The sequence below is a fragment of the Paenibacillus sp. FSL W8-0194 genome, assembly GCF_037969745.1.
Classification (GTDB): domain Bacteria; phylum Bacillota; class Bacilli; order Paenibacillales; family Paenibacillaceae; genus Paenibacillus_AQ; species Paenibacillus_AQ cookii.
Genome location: NZ_CP150205.1, coordinates 3,515,572 through 3,535,093 on the forward strand (window position 1 = coordinate 3,515,572; position 19,522 = coordinate 3,535,093).

14 protein-coding genes and 2 pseudogenes are annotated in these 19,522 nt (G+C 51.9%); 4 read left to right on the forward strand and 12 right to left on the reverse strand.

What is annotated here, in order from left to right:
* The first annotated feature begins 122 nt into the window (after window positions 1-122).
* Complete coding sequence (locus MKY58_RS15770) at window positions 123-866, forward strand: polysaccharide deacetylase family protein (protein WP_339321118.1); 744 nt, start codon at window positions 123-125, stop codon at window positions 864-866.
* Between the two features lie 107 nt (window positions 867-973).
* Here MKY58_RS15770 and MKY58_RS15775 read toward each other — a convergent pair whose 3' ends face one another.
* Together MKY58_RS15775 and MKY58_RS15780 are read right to left on the reverse strand one after the other, a co-directional pair.
* Entirely contained in the window at window positions 974-2,362 is a 1,389-nt protein-coding gene (locus MKY58_RS15775) for a DUF4179 domain-containing protein (RefSeq protein ID WP_339321119.1), read from the reverse strand.
* Window positions 2,359-2,898, reverse strand: a complete 540-nt coding sequence (locus MKY58_RS15780) for a sigma-70 family RNA polymerase sigma factor (RefSeq protein WP_339321120.1) — start codon at window positions 2,896-2,898, stop codon at window positions 2,359-2,361. The genes MKY58_RS15775 and MKY58_RS15780 overlap by 4 nt, the downstream gene beginning before the upstream one ends.
* A gap of 203 nt (window positions 2,899-3,101) precedes the next feature.
* On the opposite strand from MKY58_RS15780, the gene MKY58_RS15785 reads away from it, so the two are divergent.
* Both MKY58_RS15785 and MKY58_RS15790 read left to right on the forward strand, forming a co-directional pair.
* Window positions 3,102-3,629: a YfiT family bacillithiol transferase gene (locus MKY58_RS15785; protein ID WP_339321121.1), complete on the forward strand. Its 528-nt coding sequence runs from the start codon at window positions 3,102-3,104 to the stop codon at window positions 3,627-3,629.
* An 87-nt stretch (window positions 3,630-3,716) separates the two neighbouring features.
* A complete protein-coding gene (locus MKY58_RS15790; protein ID WP_339321122.1) occupies window positions 3,717-5,861 on the forward strand; it encodes a YhgE/Pip domain-containing protein in 2,145 nt (714 codons plus the stop codon).
* 138 nt (window positions 5,862-5,999) lie between these two features.
* Here the strand turns inward: MKY58_RS15790 and MKY58_RS15795 are convergent.
* From MKY58_RS15795 to MKY58_RS15810, 4 genes and pseudogenes are all read right to left on the reverse strand, one after another.
* A pseudogene (locus tag MKY58_RS15795) lies at window positions 6,000-7,169 on the reverse strand (glycoside hydrolase family 3 C-terminal domain-containing protein); the annotation flags it as partial.
* A 56-nt stretch (window positions 7,170-7,225) separates the two neighbouring features.
* Window positions 7,226-7,789 (reverse strand): annotated as a pseudogene (locus tag MKY58_RS15800) (MFS transporter); the annotation flags it as partial.
* A gap of 25 nt (window positions 7,790-7,814) precedes the next feature.
* A complete protein-coding gene (locus tag MKY58_RS15805; RefSeq protein WP_339321123.1) occupies window positions 7,815-9,353 on the reverse strand; it encodes a DHA2 family efflux MFS transporter permease subunit in 1,539 nt (512 codons plus the stop codon).
* A gap of 39 nt (window positions 9,354-9,392) precedes the next feature.
* A complete protein-coding gene (locus MKY58_RS15810; protein WP_339321124.1) occupies window positions 9,393-10,007 on the reverse strand; it encodes an FMN-dependent NADH-azoreductase in 615 nt (204 codons plus the stop codon).
* 164 nt (window positions 10,008-10,171) lie between these two features.
* Between MKY58_RS15810 and MKY58_RS15815 the strand changes: the two genes are divergently transcribed.
* The gene (locus tag MKY58_RS15815; protein ID WP_339321125.1) at window positions 10,172-10,828 is read left to right on the forward strand and encodes a transcriptional regulator; all 657 of its coding nucleotides are present in this window, start codon (window positions 10,172-10,174) and stop codon (window positions 10,826-10,828) included.
* Window positions 10,829-10,938: 110 nt separating this feature from the next.
* On the opposite strand, the gene MKY58_RS15820 is transcribed toward MKY58_RS15815, so the two are convergent.
* From MKY58_RS15820 to MKY58_RS15845, 6 genes are all read right to left on the reverse strand, one after another.
* Window positions 10,939-11,220 (reverse strand): superoxide dismutase family protein, encoded by a 282-nt coding sequence (locus tag MKY58_RS15820; RefSeq protein ID WP_339321126.1) that lies wholly within the window; start codon window positions 11,218-11,220, stop codon window positions 10,939-10,941.
* Between the two features lie 144 nt (window positions 11,221-11,364).
* Entirely contained in the window at window positions 11,365-13,644 is a 2,280-nt protein-coding gene (locus MKY58_RS15825) for a glycoside hydrolase family 3 N-terminal domain-containing protein (RefSeq protein WP_339321127.1), read from the reverse strand.
* Window positions 13,645-13,688: 44 nt separating this feature from the next.
* Window positions 13,689-15,017, reverse strand: coding sequence for an MFS transporter (locus MKY58_RS15830; protein ID WP_339321128.1), 1,329 nt, complete (start codon window positions 15,015-15,017; stop codon window positions 13,689-13,691).
* A gap of 174 nt (window positions 15,018-15,191) precedes the next feature.
* Window positions 15,192-17,729: a helix-turn-helix domain-containing protein gene (locus MKY58_RS15835; RefSeq protein WP_339321129.1), complete on the reverse strand. Its 2,538-nt coding sequence runs from the start codon at window positions 17,727-17,729 to the stop codon at window positions 15,192-15,194.
* Between the two features lie 321 nt (window positions 17,730-18,050).
* Window positions 18,051-18,572 (reverse strand): PadR family transcriptional regulator, encoded by a 522-nt coding sequence (locus tag MKY58_RS15840; protein ID WP_339321130.1) that lies wholly within the window; start codon window positions 18,570-18,572, stop codon window positions 18,051-18,053.
* A 155-nt stretch (window positions 18,573-18,727) separates the two neighbouring features.
* Window positions 18,728-19,492, reverse strand: coding sequence for a class I SAM-dependent methyltransferase (locus tag MKY58_RS15845; protein WP_339321131.1), 765 nt, complete (start codon window positions 19,490-19,492; stop codon window positions 18,728-18,730).
* Window positions 19,493-19,522 lie beyond the last annotated feature (30 nt).

A 19,522-nucleotide genomic window follows, 5' to 3' on the forward strand; every position in this document is an offset into this window, starting at 1 on the left:
GCCGGGAAAAATGCCTGACCCCTCCGGGCCATGCCATGTATGTTCGCGTCCTCTCCGTCGCATACTACCTACGGACTTTGGGAACGGGTCATGGACACCATTTACATATAGGGGTTGAAACCATGCAAATTTACATGCGGAGGATGCTGCTGACGGCTTGTGCCGCCGTCTTGGCGACCGGAATTCTCGCTCCGGCGGCCGCGGCCCCTTCCGGAAATAAAGGGCGGGAATATTACGAACAACGCGGGGATGTCGTCTGGGAAATTCCGAACAAAGAGAAGGTGATCGCCTTTACCTTTGACGATGGGCCTGATCCGGAGGAAACGACGCAGATTCTCGATCTGCTGAAGCAATACGATGCCAAAGCCACTTTTTTTGTCGTCGGCAAGCAGGTGGAAAAACATCCCGAGCTGGTGCGGCGCGAAGTGGCCGAAGGGCATGAGCTCGGAAACCATACGTACGACCATGCTTATTTCAACCGCGGCAGCTCCGCGGAAACGATCGCAAGCCAGTTGCTGCGCACGCAGGAGGCCATCTTCAAGGCGACGGGGAAAAAATCGTATCTGTTCCGCCCTCCCGGCGGTTATTATAGCGACCGGATGATCGAAACCTGCAAAAAAAACGGGTATTTGGTGGTCATGTGGTCCTGGCATCAGGATACGTGGGACTGGAACCGCCCGGGCGTCAAAAAAATCGTGAACAAAGTGCTCGGCAACGCCCGCAACGGCGACATCGTGCTGATGCATGACCACGTCGAAGGCAGGTCGCAAACGGTGGACGCGTTAAAGGAAATTTTGCCTGAGCTGAAAAAACGGGGTTATCGTTTCGTGACGGTCTCGGAGCTGGCGCAGTACAACATTCCTTGAGATATCCCACGGGTTGGGAGCAAGGGAACGCAACATAACAAACGAAGGACATGGCATTTTGCCAGCATTGTTGCTGCTTGCCATGTCCTTTTTTGCCTGTAAAGCAATTACGGTTTGGACCAGTCGAGAGGCACCCGGATCGTTGTCGGCGGTTTCGGTTTATACCCCGGCTTGTCGTCGTACGAAATCATTTTGATCTGTTTCAGCGAGCCGCTTTCCAGTTTGGGGAATGTCATTTGAAATTCAAACCGCTCTTTGGAGATTCTGACCGGCTGGCCGATCCTGAAATGTTCCTTTTCTTTGGAATCAATTAAGAGCAACGTAGGGCATTGATTATCGGCGTCGCTCGCTTCGTAAGTAAGGATCGCTCCTTCTTCCTTATAATCGACGCGGGTAACGGTGACCTTCCCGCCGTTTCGACCCTTCAGCGTGATCGGAAATGATTCATTCAAAGGCGCTTGTTCCTCACGTTGAATGAAATTTTCAGCTTTTTTGGACGGGTCGTCGAACAACACTTCCACATATTTGGGATGCGGATTGATGGCGGAGGCCGGCCCGAAATTGCGGATGATTTCATATTCTCCCCCCATGCCTCCGGACATTGCAAAATCGGTTTGAAGATCGTCCCGCAGCCTGTAAGAAATTTCGTGTTCCCTGTATTCGCTGGTACGAATGGCGATCTGCGTCGATACCGGCGTGAACGTGATGCGTTCGATCGTTCTTTTTTTGCCGTTCACCTCCACGGTTTTACCCGGGAAAAAGACTTTGGTACCGGGATTCGTTTTCGACACGGACAAAGGAACGGTCACGGACCAATCCCCTTTGACTTGGCCTATCTGCGAAATGTTCATACGAAGCTTGTAGCCGTCGAGATATTGATAAGCATCGATGAGCGTGCTTCCGATAAAAGCATGATCGCTCAGCTTCGTAAATTTGTGCGTGCTCATTGCCGTTGGTTCTGCCCCGTCAAAATGCAGATCATAGTATACGGCTACGTCTTTTTCGCCGATTTTTTTATTTTTGTCCAAATATTCCACGTCATAATTCAAAACGATTTGAACCCCGTCATAAAAAACTTCATCCATCGTAAACCGGATATTGCGGTCGATGACCGATGTATTGAGATGCACGCCGAGGCCCTCTTGTTCGATTTTCGATAACCCCTGTTGCTCAAAGCCCCCACCCGCCAACAGCATTTTCATGAAAGGAAAGCGGGACAAGGCCGCCCTGACTTCCGGCGAGGAAAATAAGACGCCTCCCCCCAACAATACCAACACCAGGAACGACGCGGCAGCGGCCCGCCACTTGTTCCGGATTTGTTGTTTCCTCCGGTTACGTTCTGCGGCCGACAAATAACGGTCCCATACGTCTTCAAAAGGCGCAACGGGTTCATGTTCCTCCCATTTTCTAAGCATGCTTCCGGCATGCTCCCGCATAATTTGGTCCTGCTCGGTTACGTTTGGTTCAACATGTACCGGATCACGTTTCGCGCTCATTGCATCTCCTCCTTGCATCGAACCTCGTGCCACCGCAAAGTCTGGCTGCGCCTTAATTGTTTCAGCGCTTCATGAAGCCTGGATTTGCATGTCCCTTCAGGAATATGGAGTGCTTCAGCCACCTCGGGCAGCGACAGCTCCGCATAATAATGCAAAATGATCACTTCTTTTCTTTTGGCCGAAAGCTTGTTCACCGATTCCCAAAGTTCCCGCTCGCTTTCGCTTTTCATCATCGATTCCTCCACCAGGAATTCGTCGCCGATGTCGGGCGGGTCCGCTTGAAAGAAAAGCCATCTCTGCTTCCGCATGGCGCTTTTGGCTAAGTTTACGGCGATGCGGCACAACCACGGTCTGAGCGGTCTGGATGGATCGTATTGGTCGAATTTTTGAAATGCCCGCAAAAACGTTTCCTGCATGATGTCGTCGGCCATCGGACTTGAACGGGTCAACATCAACGCGATCCCGTACACATAAGGCGAGTGTTTGTTATATATGGACCTGGCTTGTTCTTCGGATATGTTCTGAAGTCCCAACATCGCTTCCCCCTTGTCTCGTTATCTTCTATACGCTTTGAAATGCCCAACCGTTCGGTCCAAGCTGCAAAAAAATGCTGCAGACCGGCGCGATCTTATGTTAAAGTTGTGAAAAATATCGTTTTACGGAAGAAGCTACATATAATAAATATAGAGGGGCTTCAGGTGTAAAAAGATGAGACATTCCAATTGGGGAGGTACATGTTATGAATTCCGATTTACGTTATCCTATCGGGGAATTTGCCCCGTCCGAGACGATCAGTCCCGCCGAACGCAGCTATTGGATCGACCAGCTCCGGGCGCTTCCGGGCCAGGTCAGGGATGCCGTGGCCGGGCTTACGGATGAGCAGCTGGATACGCCTTATCGCCCTGGAGGCTGGACCGTTCGCCAGGTGGTGCATCATTTGGCCGACAGCCACATGAACGCGATGCTGCGGATCAAGCTGGCGCTTACCGAAGATGCGCCGACGGTTAAACCGTACGAGGAAAATCTTTGGGCCGAACTCGTGGATTCCACCGCTCCGGCGCCGGAGGTTTCGCTTCGAATATTGGAGGGCGTTCACGCCCGCATGGTCCTCATTCTCAAAAACATGAAGGAAGACGATTGGCAGCGCTCGTACATACACCCGGTGAACGGAAGCACGAAGCTGGACCGCCATCTCGGCTTGTATGCCTGGCATGGACGCCATCATCTCGCCCACATCACCTCGCTGATCCGCAGAATGGATTGGTAATGTTTTCATTTTCGCCTTGAGCGGTTAACATAGGATAAAGCGACAAATACTAACAAAAACCGTTCCATAGGCGAGGGATGCGACTTCATGAAAAACATTGCACTTATTTTTGGCAGGGATATCCGAAATATCGTCACCAACTGGGCGGCATTGGTCATCATTCTTGGATTGGCCATGCTGCCGTCTTTGTATGCATGGTTTAACATTAAAGCCTCGTGGGATCCTTACGGCAACACCGGCGATATCGCCATCGCCGTCGCGAACAACGACAAAGGCACCACCCTTAGGGGCAAACCCATCAACCTCGGCAACGAAGTCATCGCCTCCTTGAAAAACAACCACAAGCTGGGCTGGCGTTTCGTTAGCGAAGCCGATGCCATGAGGGGCGTCAAACACGGGGACTATTATGCGAGCATCATCATTCCCGACAACTTTTCGGCGACGATCGCCACCGTTCTCACCGATCAACCCTCCAAAGCCGAAATTTTATATTACGTCAACGAAAAAATAAACGCCGTATCCCCGAAAATTGCCACCTCGGGAGCCAGCGGCATCATTCAGGAAGTCAGCAAAAACTTCGTCCAAACGGCCAACGGCACCATTTTTAAAATATTTAACGAGCTCGGCATCGAGCTGCAGGAGCAGCTGCCGACCATCGAAAGGGTACGGACGTTGATTTTCAGGCTGGAAAAAGATTTTCCGGAGATCAACCGCGTCGTCAATACCGCCATGAATGACGTGCAAACCACCGACAAACTCGTCAAAAAGGCCCAAAGCAGTCTCCCTGTCGTGACCGAAATCGCGGAAAAAGGGCAGCGCTTTGCGTCCGGCTTGGATACTTTTTTGACCGAGGCATCGGGGGCCGCCAAAGACATCGCTCCGAACGTCAAACAAGACCTGCTTTTGCTGCAGCAAACCGCCATTTCGACGCAGCAGCTTGCTTCCGCCTTAAAAGATCCGAACGTAGATCCGGCCGTCGTCACCGACATGCTCGATCATGTGGCTTCCAGGCTGGATATCGGGCTCAAGGTCCAATCCCAGATCATCGCTTGGTTCGACCAGCTGAACAAAGTGACGGGGAACAAACTTGGATTCGTCAGCTCGCGGCTGAGACAGGTGCAGGATAAAATGAAGGAACAGCAGACGCTTGTCAGCACGATCAGCAGCGTCGTGAAAAAAGGCGAAAAACCCGCTTCCGATCTGGTCGACCGGCTGGGCAAGGTGTCCGGGGACGCCTCGGAGCTGCTCGGCAACATCCTGGACAGATACGACAGCGAAATCCAGCCGGCCATTCTCGGCGGGGTGAACCAGGCGCGGCAAACGGCGGAAAAAACCCGCGACACGCTCAGCGACGCGCTGAAAAGCGTGCCTGACGTGAAAAAGATTTTAAGCGACGCATCCAAAGGCCTGGCGATCGGCACCCAAGGTCTGGCCCAGATCAAAAAGGAATTGCCGACGGTCGAAAAAAAGATTACCGAGCTGGCCAACAAAATGAGGGAATTCGAAAGCAAAGGCAATCTGCAGGAAGTCATCGGCCTCCTCAAAAACAATTTCCAGCTGGAAAGCCAGGTTTTTGCCGAACCGGTCGTCCTGAAGGAAAACAAACTGTACCCGATTCCGAATTACGGATCGGCGATGTCTCCGTTTTTTAGCACCCTTGCGCTATGGGTCGGAGCTACGCTGCTTGTTTCCCTCGTGACGACGGAAGTGCACGGGGATCATCCCTACCGAAACTATGAAGTGTATTTTGGCCGATTTTTCACCTTCCTGACGATCGCGCTGCTGCAATCCGTTCTGGTCACGGCCGGCGATATGTACATTCTCGGAACCTACGTCGTGGACAAGCCGTGGTTTATCGTGTTTGGCATGGTGAACAGCGCCGTGTTTATGCTCATGGTTTATACGCTTGTATCTGTATTCGGCAATGTGGGCAAAGCGCTGGCGATCGTCCTGCTCGTGCTTCAGCTTGCCGGTTCCGGCGGCACCTTTCCGATTCAGACGACCCCGGCTTTTTTCCGGGCCATTCATCCCTTCCTGCCATTTACGTATGGCATCAGCATGATGCGCGAAGCGGTCGGCGGAATCATTTGGCCCATTGTGCGGAACGACCTGCTGATTATGTGCATTTATGCCGCCGTCACGCTGGTGGTCGGTCTGGCGCTGAAAGGCATCATTAACCAGCTCTCGGCCGGACTCGTCAAAAAAGCCAAGGAGAGCAAGCTGATCCATTAACGCCCTCCGCCGCTCCAACCCGAGTGGCAAACGTCATGGCAGCTTCCCGTGCCAAAAAAAGCCCTGTCCGAAAGCGGCATGAATCGCTTGCGGAAGCAGGGCCTTTTTCATGGGAATGAACGAAACAAAATGCCTAGTTTAGCTTCTACGGTATTTCTTGGTTCGCTCATCTTCGATCACGCCGCTCCAGTTCAATCCGAAGGCAAAGTCATATACATGCTTCTCCGAATCGACATGGCATTCCATATCGTGCGCGACATCTTCCAACTGCTCTTCGACGGTGCGCATATGGGAGGGCATTTGCATCGGCAGCAGCCCGGACGGCTCCGCCGCCCCCGTCAATACATCCATGATCGCCTGATCCTGAACGCCGAAGTTCGCCAGGATGGCATCCACTTCCGCTTCAAATTCCGAAACGACCGTGGGATTGCTCAACACCATGGAGATGATGACGGGTTTGCATTTCATTTTTTCCTTCGTCTCCAGTACCATGTTTAAATCCGTAGTATTATGCGGAATGACGGTTTTTCCTTTATAAGAACGGTTTCGCGGTTCAATCCCGTGCTCATCGCCGGCCAGGCTGACTTCCCGGGCATATTCCGCCGTATACGGCTTGTATTGCAGGCTGATCGGCACATAACCGTTTCCGCCCTGCTCCTCGTCCTCCTGGCTATAGCCGGTGCCGGATTTCGGTGATGCGATAAAGACAAGGGCAAATTCCGCTTCGTCCGGTTGGTCGGTAACTTCGAAATATTTCGAGACGACCTCCAGGTTGACCGGATAATCATAGCTCTCCGGCGTCGGATGACCGAACCAGTCTTTTCCCGGCGGAAGAAAACGTTTGGGGATGTAAACTTTGCTTTGCTTTTCGCACGAAGCGGGAGCACCCCGTTTTTGTTTTTGAGCATGACGATCGATTTAAGCTGTGCTTCGTAACCTTCCCGCATAAATTCGGGGTTCCCGACCAGCTTGGCGCTTTCCTGCGGATCGAGGTACGGATTTTCAAACAAGCCGAGGCGGAACATATTTTTCAGCAGCCGGACGGCCGATTGCTCGAAGCGTTCCCGCAATTTGCGGAGAAAGGGCGGTTGCTAGCCCTAACGCGCGATATTCCCGGGAAGCGATCATCCCGAACTTCTTCGTGATCTCGGGATCGAAAGTCGCCGCCAGGCCGAGCGTCTCGGGCCACATGGAAATATGGCCGCCCGCACCCGCGTTGAATTCGGAGCTTGAATCCGAAGCGTGGCGGGGATCGGAGCTGTTGTTCGCCGGAATACCGAAGCCGGTGCCTTCGGCAAACACCTGAACCCAAGACCAAGCACCGCGGATGCGATGACATAAGCCGTGTAATTCGGAACAAACGCGAATACCAGAATGGCAATCACCATATCGAATGCAGACACATACAAGAACGGTTTTTGCTTTCGGAATTTATCCGACAACATCCCGCCGAATATACTGGTCAGCGCCATGGCTATCGTGGATATAATGTTCACGGTAGCCACGCTGGACGTAGCCTGGGCTTCCGTGTAACCCATCCGGTTGACAAGCATCACCGTGAGGTAAAGACTGCTGCAGTACCCCATCATCATCAGAAATTTCGAAGCGACCGCCCAGGAAAACGCCGGGAACCGCCGCGGGCTAGGGTAAATTTTGCTCAGCTTTTCGCCGAGCGGCACGACCGTGTTATGCTCACGGATAATTTCCACTTTTCCTTCTTGAATGAGGAACAGGCTGATCATCGGACCGACGATGCCGATCGCGGCGATCAGCGTCCATTTCGCGGCCGAGGAGACATCAGGCAACAAGGTCATCAAGACCATCCCGACTACGATGCCGAGCGGTAAGGACATGCCGAGCAGACCGGAAATCGTGCCTTGTTTTTCCTCTTTCACCTGATCGGGAATGAGCGCCGTGTACGCCGCCATCCCGAAGTTGTTCTCTTGCGTAATTTTAAATCTCAAGCCGTGAACTTGTTTTAGCCCGGGACGTCTCCTCGGAACGTTTTTTTATTTTCATCGATCCGACCGTCAGAGCCGCGATGGCTCCAATGATGGAGAGCCCAAGAAGCAGAACGAACCCTTGTGTAATGGCATGATCCATCGCGTCTGTAAAGTAGGAAACCAGCTCTGGTTCAAAACGATCTTTATATCGCAGCACGGTTTCGGCATCCGGCGGATGATAGGACGGGTTGGAGCTCGAATTCAGGTTGAATCGTGTAATTGCCGTCTCGACCGACGCGTTCATTTGGGAATTGACGATGACGGCCATAATCGAAGCACCCATTACGCCACCCATGCTGCGGCAGAAGCCGACAAGTGATGAAGAAATACCGATGAATCGCTCTTCAACGCTGTAAGCGACAGCGTTCTGACTGAGACTGTTCAAAGGGCCGAGCACGCCCAGCCCGAGCAGGACAACCATTCCAATGAATTGCCAAAAAGGGACAGCCGACGAAAGACTCATTAGCAAGCAAGAAACAACGATTCCGATCACCATATTGACCAACATGACGGTCCGAACTTGGAAGCGGGTGAGAATAAAACCCATCAGAACGGAGCCGATGATCATGGAGAGCATCAATGGAGTCAACAATAAATTTAATCTGCTTTCTCCCAGTACATAGTTGGTATAGAGCGGTAGATAGGTCATCGCGGCGAACATGATAGCACCTTGACAGAAGACGACGATGCTTGTTCCTGTCACCATACGGTTTTTGAATAGCTTGAGCGGCAAGATGGGCTCCATGGCCCGCCGTTCCACGATGAAAAAGCTTATGACCGCCAAAACCGAGATCCCGAACAAGGCCATGATCTTCCAGGAGGCCCATGATACGTTATTACCGCCAAGCTCGAGCGCAATCATGGAACAGACCGTAGCAATGACAATCAGTATGGCACCAAGCACATCGATTTTCGGCTTCGTCTCCGCTCGGGATTCCCGAAGCGTCAGCAGCAGAGCCGCGAACGAGAGGATACCGATCGGCAAGTTGATATAGAAGCACCAACGCCAGGATAACGTTTCGGAAATCCACATGCCGATCTGCGGTCCCGCAATCGAAGAGAGTCCGAATACGGCACCGAATATCCCCGACAATTTCCCCGAATCTTTGGGATCGGTATACAAGGTGTATATCAAGGAGAAGGAAACCGGAAAAATACCGCCGGATCCGACTCCTTGTATAACCCGGTAAATGCTAAGCTGTTCAATCGTCTGAGCCGTTCCGCAGAGCGCAGAGCCCAGAAGGAAGATGCCAATGGATACCAAATATAAGGTTTTCCTCCCGAAAAGATCGGAGAGCTTGCCGAATATTAACATCGTGCTCGTTCCGGCCAACGCGTAGGTGGTATAAATCCAGGTGACTCTATCCAGACCGCCGATGTCGTCTATGATCTTGTTGACACTTGCCGATACGATCGTGTTATCCAGTGCGGTCAGCACCAAGCCTAAAGCAATGGACATCAGTATGATAAACCTTCGTTGTTGAGCCAATAGACTCCACTCCCTCTATTTTCGATATCCAGCCGATTGTTAGAACATTTTCGCCGCAAGTGCCGTGTTTCTGAGACCTTCCGCAATGATCGTCTCCCTGCGATGAGGGTATTGGTTATGACCTTCTATAACAATCGTGGTGATGTCCGTAATGCCGAACACCTGCAAATGCCTTTTGACGAAAGTAACCGCAAGCTCATCATGTTCTGCATAGATACCGCCTCTGGCATTTAATAGAGCGACTTTCTTGCCTTGCAATAGTCCGACCAAGCCTTCCGCTGTATATTTAAAGGTTTTGCGAGGCTGATGCAGATAGTCCAGATACGAATGTAAGACGGCTGGAACCGTCAAATTCCAGAGCGGGAAAGCTATAACGATTTTATCGGCTGCAAGAAACTGATCCAGGTATTTACGAACCATCTGTTGCTCGCCTTCTTCTTCCGGGGTGAGCGTCAAACCTTGGGCGATTTTATAATTTCCCGTAATCATCGTGGTCCCCAGATAAGGCAGCGGTTCATGAAATAAATTCACTTCCGCAATCGTCTCCTGCGGGTGGGATTCCTTATAGCTTGTCAAGAAGGCTTCGTACATTTGCACACTGACGGCATGCTCCGCCGGGCGATTGCTCGCTTGAATAAATAACGTTGTTGTCAAGTCATTTCCTCCATTCATAGGCCACTTTTGATGGACTATACTTTATAAAGTATTTTATTTATAAAACAAATTTAACCAGTTTCTTTTGACTTTGTAAAGAACTTTCTTTAGAATGTGAGGAGAGCAGCAACTTTCGTAATATGTGATGTGGGGGTCGTGAACCATTGAAAAAGAAGGACGAGTCATCTGTAACATCCACCAGAAAAGCCATTGTAACGCTGCTGAAGCAGCACGGTCCTATGGATGCCGTTACGTTAGCTTCGAAGTTATCATTGACAGGGATGGCTGTGCGTCAGCATTTATATGAACTACAGAAACAGGAAGTCGTTGAATATGAGGAAGAGGCTCGTCCCATCGGCAGGCCAGCGAAAATATGGAGGCTGACGGCCTTGGCCAACCGTTGGTTTCCTAACGGCTATTTGCAATTATCGGTCGATTTACTTCATTCGGTCAGGGCCACGTTCGGAGATGAAGGATTGGGGAGAGTGCTTGAGGACCTCAAACATAATCAAATAATAAAATATCAGGAGCATTTGTCGGATGCGGACAGCCTAAGGGACAGGCTCCAAAAGCTGGTCATGATCCGTATGAACGAAGGGTATTTTCCGGAAATACAAGAGCAGGAGGACGGAAGCTTCTTATTCGTACAGAAACATTGCCCGATTGCAGAGGCTGTCGCTGTGAGTTCCTGTTTTACCGATAACGAGCTCGAACTGTTTCAATCGGTGCTTGGCGATCATGTGACCATCGAACGTGTTGAATATCTTTTGTCAGACGGCCCCAGCTATGCCTATCGGATAACGGACAATCAGGGCATGTGAAGATAACCTGGATCAATATACTTTCTGATAAAAAAACGCATCTCCCGGTGGAGATGCGTTGTTCACGGGCATTTCTATGTGTTAACCGATATCGCCGCCTGCTTGCCGGATTACTCCGGGATATTTCCGCCCGCCACACGGTCACCCGAATTGCCCGCCGGATCGGTGACGTTGTCATCTTCGCCGGCATGGATGATCAGCGAGCGTCCAAGCACTGAGTTGGGCTGGCCTTTCTCTAGCGTTCCATGCTGAATGATCGTCTCCGCTTCCACGGTGCCGTCAGCGCCTACGACTAGGTTCGGCATGTCCCCGACATGGCTTCCTTGCGGATTCTCAAGGCCATGATGCTTATGGGTCGGGTTAAAATGAGCACCGGCAGATTTAAAATCCATTATCATATCATACCCGGTTTTAGTCCTCAATGATCAGAGCTAATTTTCAGATGATCCTCAGCATTCCTAGAACAAGAAGAAGGCTGTCCCAAAAGCCATCCTCATGGCAATGGTACAGCCCTCTCATATTTAGGTTAAAACGAGTCAGCTTCTACGATATTTCATCGTTCGCTCATCCTCGATCACGCCGCTCCAGTTCAACCCGAAGGCAAAGTCATATACATGTTTCTCCGAATCGACATGGCACTCCATATCGTGCGCGACATCTTCCAACTGCTCTTCGACGGTGCGCATATGGGCGGGCATTTGCATCGGCAGCAGCCCGGACGGCTCCGCCGCCCCCGTCAATACATCCATGATCGCCTGATCCTGAACGCCGAAGTTCGCAAGGATGGCATCCACTTCCGCTTCAAACTCCGAAACGACCGTGGGATTGCTCAGCACCATGGAGACGATGACGGGTTTGCCTTTCATTTTTTCCTTCGTCTCCAGTACCATGTTTAAATCCGTCGTATTATGCGGAATAACGGTTTTTCCTTTATAAGAACGGTTTCGCGGTTCCTTCCCGTGTTCATCGCCGGCCAGGCTGACTTCCCGGGCATACTCTGCCGTATACGGCTTGTATTGCAGGCTGATCGGCACATAACCGTTTCCGCCCTGCTCCTCGTCCTCCTGGCTGTAGCCGGTGCCGGATTTCGGTGATGCGATAAAGACAAGGGCGAATTCCGCTTCGTCCGGTTGGTCGGTGACTTCGAAATATTTCGAGACGACCTCCAGGTTGACCGGATAATCATAGCTTTCCGGCGTCGGATGGCCGAACCAGTCTTTTCCCGGCGGAAGAAAACGTTTGGGGATGTAAACTTTGCTTTTTGCACGAAGCGGGAGCACCCCGTTTTTGTTTTTGAGCATGACGATCGATTTAAGCTGTGCTTCGTAACCTTCCCGCATAAATTCGGGGTTCCCGACCAGCTTGGCGCTTTCCTGCGGATCGAGGTACGGATTTTCAAACAAGCCGAGGCGGAACATATTTTTCAGCAGCCGGACGGCCGATTGCTCGAAGCGTTCCCGCATATAGGCTTCGCCGTGTTCGCGAACCCCGATCTTGTAAGCCTCAAGCACCGGCTCGATCTCATTGTTGCCGCCGAATTGGTCAACGCCCGCCATCAGCAGCTTGTAATGGCGCTCGGCCACGGTCAAATCCTCCACGCCCCATGGTTTTCCGCTCAGAAAAGAATCCTTGGCACCGGAGACGTCGGCCGTGATCATCCAGTCCGTGCATACGACGCCGTCATACCCGTATTTGCCGCGCAGCAAATCCCGAATCAGGTACGAGTTATAAGAGTTGCCGACATTTTCGCCGTTTACGGTGTCCTGGCCGAAGGAGATCGTGTAATACGGCATGACGGCCGACGCCTTCCCTGTTTTGCCGTCCAGCTTGAATGCCCCGTCAACAAAAGGCACCAGATGTTCGTCAAAGTTGTTGCCCGGATACACCGCATACTTCCCGCAGCTGTAGTGGGCGTCCCTTCCGGCTTCGCCCGATCCGCCTCCCGGCCAATGCTTCACCATCGCGTTGACGCTGTCATAACCCCAACCGTCCGCGATTTCCCGTTCGCCTTCGGATGTCTGGAAGCCGTCGACATAAGCGCGGGCCAGATCGGCGGCGAGCTTCGAATCTTCGCCGAACGTGCCGTTAAACCGGAACCAGCGCGGCTCCGTAGCAATGTCGATTTGCGGAGACAGGGCGGTTGCTAGCCCTAACGCGCGATATTCCCGGGAAGCGATCATCCCGAACTTCTTCGTGATCTCGGGATCGAAAGTCGCCGCCAGGCCGAGCGTCTCGGGCCACATGGAGATATGGCCGCCCGCACCCGCGTTGAATTCGGAGCTTGAATCCGAAGCGTGGCGGGGATCGGAGCTGTTGTTCGCCGGAATACCGAGGCCGGTGCCTTCGGCAAACGCCTGGATTTTATTGTTCCAGCGCGCCGCAACTTCCGGACTTTCCACCGTGGTTACGAGCACGTGCCGCACATGGTCCTTGGTCAAAAATGCGATCTGCTCATCGGTCAGTTCCCAGGGCTTCGCTCCGCTCTCTTCATACGTTTTCCCGCCGTACGTGCCTGAAAACCAGCCGGTACTGAGCGCGGGAATGGACTGATGGCGGCTGTACAGCATCAGGCCGGCAATCTGCTCGACCGTCATTTTCGAGGCCAGATCTTTCGCCCGCTCCTCCGGCGACAGCCGCCAGTCCTCGTATTTGTCCAGTTTGCCATCACGGCTTAAATCCTTGAAGAACAAGCCGTCCTGTTCGATGATGCCCACGCCCGATTCCTCGCTGTAGCCCAGCGTGGGGCCGCCGGGATTTTTTACATATCGAACGGTTTCTTCTGTCTTATTGATCGTATCTAGAGTATGGTCTCTCATATTTGCTCTCCCCGATTCTCTTTATTTTTATCCGAGTTTTACGTTCAGTTTATGTTGCCTGCCGCAAGGCCGATGCCTGCCGTTTCGGTTCCGTTCTCTGTGGCTACGGGCTCGCCTACTTCCGGCAGCGGCTTGATGGAGATCATGCCGATTGCCGTGAATATGGCAAGGACGAGGTAGAAGAACGTCCAGCTGCCAATTCCAATCGATGTGCCTGCGCTTAACAGAAGCGGAGCAATCGCCGGAACAATCGATTGCGGCAAGGCGTTTGCCACGTTCATAATGCCGAAGTCCTTGGCCGAATCTTCTTTGCGCGGCAGAATGCGCGCCACCAAAGCCATATCGACGGCGGAAAAACAGCCGAACCCAAGGCCAAGCACCGCGGATGCGATGACATAAGCCAAGTAATGAGGAACAAACGCAAATATCAGAACGGCAATCACCATAATGAATGCAGACATATACAAGAACGGTTTTTGCTTTCGGAATTTATCCGACAACATCCCGCCGAAAATACTGGTCAGCGCCATGGCAATCGTGGAAATAATGTTCACGGTAGCCACGCTGGATGTCGCCTGGGCTTCCGTGTAACCCATCCGGTTGACAAGCATCACCGTGAGGTAAAGGCTGCTGCAGTATCCCATCATCATTAGAAATTTCGAAGCGACCGCCCAGGAAAACATCGGGAACCGCCGCGGGCTAGGGTAAATTTTGCTCAGCTTTTCGCCGAGCGGCACGACCGTGTTATGCTCGCGGATAATTTCCACTTTTCCTTCTTGAATCAGGAACAGGCTGATGATCGGACCTACGATGCCGATTGCGGCGATCAGCGTCCATTTCGCGGCCGAGGAGACATCGGGCAACAATGTCATCAATACCATCCCGACTACGATGCCGAGCGGTAAGGACATGCCGAGCAGACCGGAAATCGTGCCTTGTTTTTCTTCTTTCACCTGATCGGGAATGAGGGCCGTGTACGCCGCCATCCCGAAGTTGAAGAACAGCTGCGCAATTGCCCACCCAACGATGATGAGCCATAACGAGGATGTCCAGCCAATCATCAGAAGCGCGGCGCTGCCGACCAAAGGGCCGAGCAAAATCCAGGTGCGCCGGCGTCCGAATCGGTTGATCGTCCGATCGCTGATCGCACCGCCCAAAGGGTTTCCGATCAAGGCGAAGAAAGCGCCGATTCCGGCCACGAGGCCATAAGACGACGTATATCCATTCGGATCGATCTCGATCATCTTGAATGTCAACAACAGTGTCGCCGGCGTCATGAGTGCGACCATCATCAGGCCGTAGCCCAACATCACGCCGAAGGTCAATCGGCCAAAAGGGGTTTTGACCTGTCCTTTTACTTTAGCTCCAGCCATTTATATAACCTCCCATTGTCTTGAAAACGATTACAATCAAATTATAAAAGAAACCGCCTTCATGAAGACAGGCGGTTGTTTAAAGACTTATGGGGCGATTTTTAATCTCATTATGAAAGCGTTTAACTCTCCCTTTCCGATTGGCTTAAAAATTGACACAGATTGCGCTGCCGCTCATACCATAGGCGTTAATTCAATCAGCTGCACCTCATGCGGTTTCAAGGTGGAGCCAATCACCGTCCCGTTCTCGTTCTCCACGTTCAAGACTTGAACCTCTCTTAATGGGGTGGAGCTCTGCTTCAGATAAGCGATATCCTCAGCCGTCAATGATTCCGGTGCCCCCATTTCCACCCATTTGTCGTAGCTGCTGCCGTGTTTGCGGGTGATCGTTTGGGTAACCATGCGGTACGCGCCTTGAGGTAACCCGCTAAGCGCGATGTCGATTTTTAAGATTTTCTCTTCCTTGAATCCGTTATACCTGTGTGTTTCATCTATAAACGAAGTGTCGCCGAGAGCGTAAAGATCATCATAATGACAGTAATTATACGTCATGATTTGAATGGAGTCTCCGCGGGCGGCCACGATATATCCGTCCCCGCGGGCAATCAGCGTCTCCCCCAGCTTGCCGAGCAGCCTGTACGCATGCATGGCGGGCTTCGGGATCCCATATTGGGCGATCAGCCCAAGCCCTCCGTGAAACAAACGCGGTGACGGGAACGTTTCCTCGATGTTGTCGCTCAGCACCCAGTAACCGAAACCGTCGATGGCATCAAGATTATCGAGAATGTTTTTGGCGATATAGGCAGCCTTGTATAAGGTATCGTTCGTCAATTCGCGGTGATAGGCGGTCGAATTCCATTCCGTCATATACACCTCGCGGCCGGATAACCCCTGGTCGGCGAGCAGCTGCAGCTCCATCGCAAGTCTCTCCTTAAGAAAATCGGGATTCGGCGAAATCCCTCCGAATTTCTCCAGCAGCCTCCGGTAAAGCTCTTCGTCCTGCGTGAGCTCCGCTTCTTCCTGCTGTACTCGTTTTTCGATTTCTTCATGCGGATAAAAATGCAGCGGAATGAAGTCGGGAAGACAATCGTGCTTGCGGCAAAACGCGAAAAAATTCGTCGCCGTTTCCGGCGAAGTCACGGTGATGATCCGGCCGGGCGCGCCGATCTTCAGTCCTGCGGATAACCGTTTGACGGTTCTGTAGGTGGCCAGATACAGCTCATGGTATTCCTGAACGGATCCGGGCCAAAATACGTTTAATTCCGGCTCGTTCCAGAACTCGAATCTCCAGCTCTCGACCTCCGCCGCGCCGTAACGGTTCATGCAGTGACGAAGGAAGCTGTCGATAAGTCCGCACCATTTATCCAGCGACTTCGGCGGGCTCGTAAAGCTGGCTCTGTAGAACACCGTCTTCCCGGGATCGGAGGCCAGCGCGGAGGGCATAAATCCCAGCTCCACGAACGGCTTCAAGCCAATCGACAGCATAAAATCGAACAGCTGGTCCACCAGCCTGAAATTGTAGCGCGGCCGGCCTGCCTCGTCTTCATCATATACCATCATCCCGTCGTCAAAGATCCCGTGGAAGCGTAAATACCGGAATGGACAGCATTGCTGCACATAGGCCAGCTGCTGTTGTACATCGGCATGCAGCCCTTCCTGCGCTTTCCCGATCGTGATGAGGTTTTTCCACGTATGCTTCAGGTTTCTTCCCGGAGCGGCCGCGTTCACCTCGTAGGTCTTCGATTCGATTGCCTGGATCGTTTCAACCTCCAACGATTCGGTCCGCCGCAAATACTGACGGATGATCCCCAGTGCGCTGGATTGGTTGAACTGAAGATAGTTCGAAGAGATGTCTTGCTTCTTCTCTTCCGTTTCCCGTTCAGGCCGATACTGCTTGCGGTATTCGTGAGGGGTCATGCGGTATTTGTTTTTAAACGCCGTGTAAAACGATTTGGCATTGGGAAATCCGTGGCTTAACGCCAGATCGGCAATCGGGAGGTCTTCATGACGAAGCAGTTCCTCCACCGCGTTCTTCAACCGGATGCTGGTCAAATAGGATTGGAAATTAAGCCCGATATTTTCGCTGAAAAATTTGGACAGATACGGCACGGACAGAAATTCCTTCTTGGCAATCGATTGCAGGGTGATCGGTTCATTGTAATGCTCATCGATGTAATTGATTATTCGGAGCATGCGCTCCATATACTTCTCGTTGATCGCGCCGCCGGTTTCGGAGGATTTGAACTGCTTAATGAGCATGGAAAATACGGCCAGCATGCGGATGCCCATATCCAGCTCGTACGCCTCTCCTTTTTTCTGCTTCAGCTCGACCATCTCCGCCAGCATCTGGCGGATTCGGTCCAACCCGCTTTTCTGTTCCGGCCGGACCGTGGAAGAATTGCACTCGAACTGTATGTCCTCAATGCCTTTAATGTTATCCTTCAAAAATACCATTGGGATCAGAAACGTGGCGATAATGTTCATATCGAGCCCAATGACCTCATGGACATGGCTGGAATTGATCAAAAACACATCGCCTTCGGTTATCGTGTGCCGCTCGATTCCGACGGTGACTTCCAGATTGCCGGACAGCACGAATATGATCTCCACGCTGGTATGCCAATGACTCGGCACGTAATTTACCCGGTGCAGCGATACATCAAACGGCAGATCGTCCGCTGTCTCCACCAATTCAAAGATGGACGTTTTCAAAGATGTCCCCCCAGACAAAGATTGTGTCTCTTTTTTGTACTATCGTCCATTATACAAAATAGTATGCTTTAATATCTAAGCGCACTAATCAAAGTCTAAAGACCGCGATCAGGGCATTTTTGATGTATTGGATTTAGGCTTTAACTCCATTCGCGTGCAAACGAAACTAAATAACCAGCCGCCGATGGATTACAGGCGACTGGCTCTCTACTTAAAAGGTGTATGGATTAGGTCAATTTTTTATATCTTTGCATATGTAGCCCGAATTCTTAGCGGAGCAAAAAAATAATGAACGACGCGGAATTTCGGCGTTAATGCTCATCATTCTTGCTTCGCTTCCAGCTCTTGCAGCGTTTGGATCAGAAAATGCTTGTTGCACTCGAGCAGAGCCATGCGGTGGCGGAAAGACAAATTCACGCCGATGCCCTCGCCGTGCGGCGGAATTTTCGAACATGCCCCGATCAGTTCCTGCACTCTCTCCAGCTTGATCTTAAGCAGTTCTATGGCATCCTCCCGCGACAAATGATCGATAAACATCAGTCCGATATTCCCGTCCGGCGTCGTATTTTCGGCATGGACCAAGGAAGCGCGGAGCAATTGAAAAAAACGTTTTTTGCCTTCTTCCGTGATCGAATAAATCTGGCGCGGCGGCCGGTTGCCTTCCTGCTCGACCGTCACGTTTACGCAGCCCTGCTTGTCGAGCCGCTTCAAAATGGCATACGCCGTCGCTTTTTTCATATCGGATACTTGACCCAAATTGCGCTCAATGAAATCGTTGATTTGATACCCGTGCTGGCTTTGGGTCATCAGCAATCCCAAAACGAGCAGTTCGCGTTCATCCATCGTTAAGACTCCTTCAATGCTGTTGCTACTTCTAGTATAGTCATTCTTGACTAGCAGGTCAAAAATGGTTTGGCGCGAGGTTGTATGAAATTATGGCAGTAGATCGTCTAACATCCCAGGTACCGCGTCCGGGGGAAAGCCGCGCAGGCAGATCGTTACCGTTTCTTTCGGGCCGCGATGATAAAACGGTGACAGCTCGTATCCAAATATCCTTGCTGCTCCAATGTACGATGAAGCTCCCGAAGCTGCCGGTCATACCGCTCCACCGAAAAGTCGGGGATTTGCCAGGGAATGACGCTTAAATAATAGACGACGGCTCCCAGGTCATAAAACCTGGAACGCGTTACCTCCTCGTCTTGGCCTTGAATATCGAAATACGGCTCCAACTCCCGCACGGCGTAATCCAAATTCCAATGCGCAAATTCGTCGTTCGGCGCTGCCAGCCATTCGTTCAGTTCCTGGTCGTTCGTCCCCCCAACCTGCTGGGTGATGAACAAGCCGCCCGGTTTCAAAATCCGGTGAACCTCCTTGGGGCAATACGATTCATGGCGGTTGATCACCAGATCGAATTCCTCGTCCGCAAACGGAATCTGCTCATCCTTTTCGATGTAGGAAACCCGGACGCCCAACGGTTCAAGCCTTCGGCGGGCTACCTCCACATTCGGCTTATACCCTTCCGTAGCGCAAGTATGCGCGGGAAGCCGGCTGAACCTTGACAAGAACTCGCCGCCGCCAGTCCCCATATCCAGCATGCTTTCCGATTGGGATATGGCTTGTTCCACCAGATTGTAATAATTCCAGCGCAGCGGAAATTCCTGCAGCCTTCCCGTGTTCCCCAGATACGAAAAATCCCAGCCGCTAAACGTCATGTCCGTCGCTTGAACGACTTCCTCATAGGACAGGTTCGTCAAATGCTTCATGTTCCCACACCCTTTCGTTTCTCTCTGTCG

Bases quoted from the DNA above. Each gene is read 5' to 3' on its own strand.
- MKY58_RS15770 (WP_339321118.1), top strand. From the start codon at position 123: ATGCAAATTTACATGCGGAGGATGCTGCTGACGGCTTGTGCCGCCGTC.
- MKY58_RS15775 (WP_339321119.1), bottom strand. From the start codon at position 2,362: ATGAGCGCGAAACGTGATCCGGTACATGTTGAACCAAACGTAACCGAG.
- MKY58_RS15780 (WP_339321120.1), bottom strand. From the start codon at position 2,898: ATGTTGGGACTTCAGAACATATCCGAAGAACAAGCCAGGTCCATATAT.
- MKY58_RS15785 (WP_339321121.1), top strand. From the start codon at position 3,102: ATGAATTCCGATTTACGTTATCCTATCGGGGAATTTGCCCCGTCCGAG.
- MKY58_RS15790 (WP_339321122.1), top strand. From the start codon at position 3,717: ATGAAAAACATTGCACTTATTTTTGGCAGGGATATCCGAAATATCGTC.
- MKY58_RS15820 (WP_339321126.1), bottom strand. From the start codon at position 11,220: ATGGATTTTAAATCTGCCGGTGCTCATTTTAACCCGACCCATAAGCAT.
- MKY58_RS15825 (WP_339321127.1), bottom strand. From the start codon at position 13,644: ATGAGAGACCATACTCTAGATACGATCAATAAGACAGAAGAAACCGTT.
- MKY58_RS15830 (WP_339321128.1), bottom strand. From the start codon at position 15,017: ATGGCTGGAGCTAAAGTAAAAGGACAGGTCAAAACCCCTTTTGGCCGA.
- MKY58_RS15840 (WP_339321130.1), bottom strand. From the start codon at position 18,572: ATGGATGAACGCGAACTGCTCGTTTTGGGATTGCTGATGACCCAAAGC.
- MKY58_RS15845 (WP_339321131.1), bottom strand. From the start codon at position 19,492: ATGAAGCATTTGACGAACCTGTCCTATGAGGAAGTCGTTCAAGCGACG.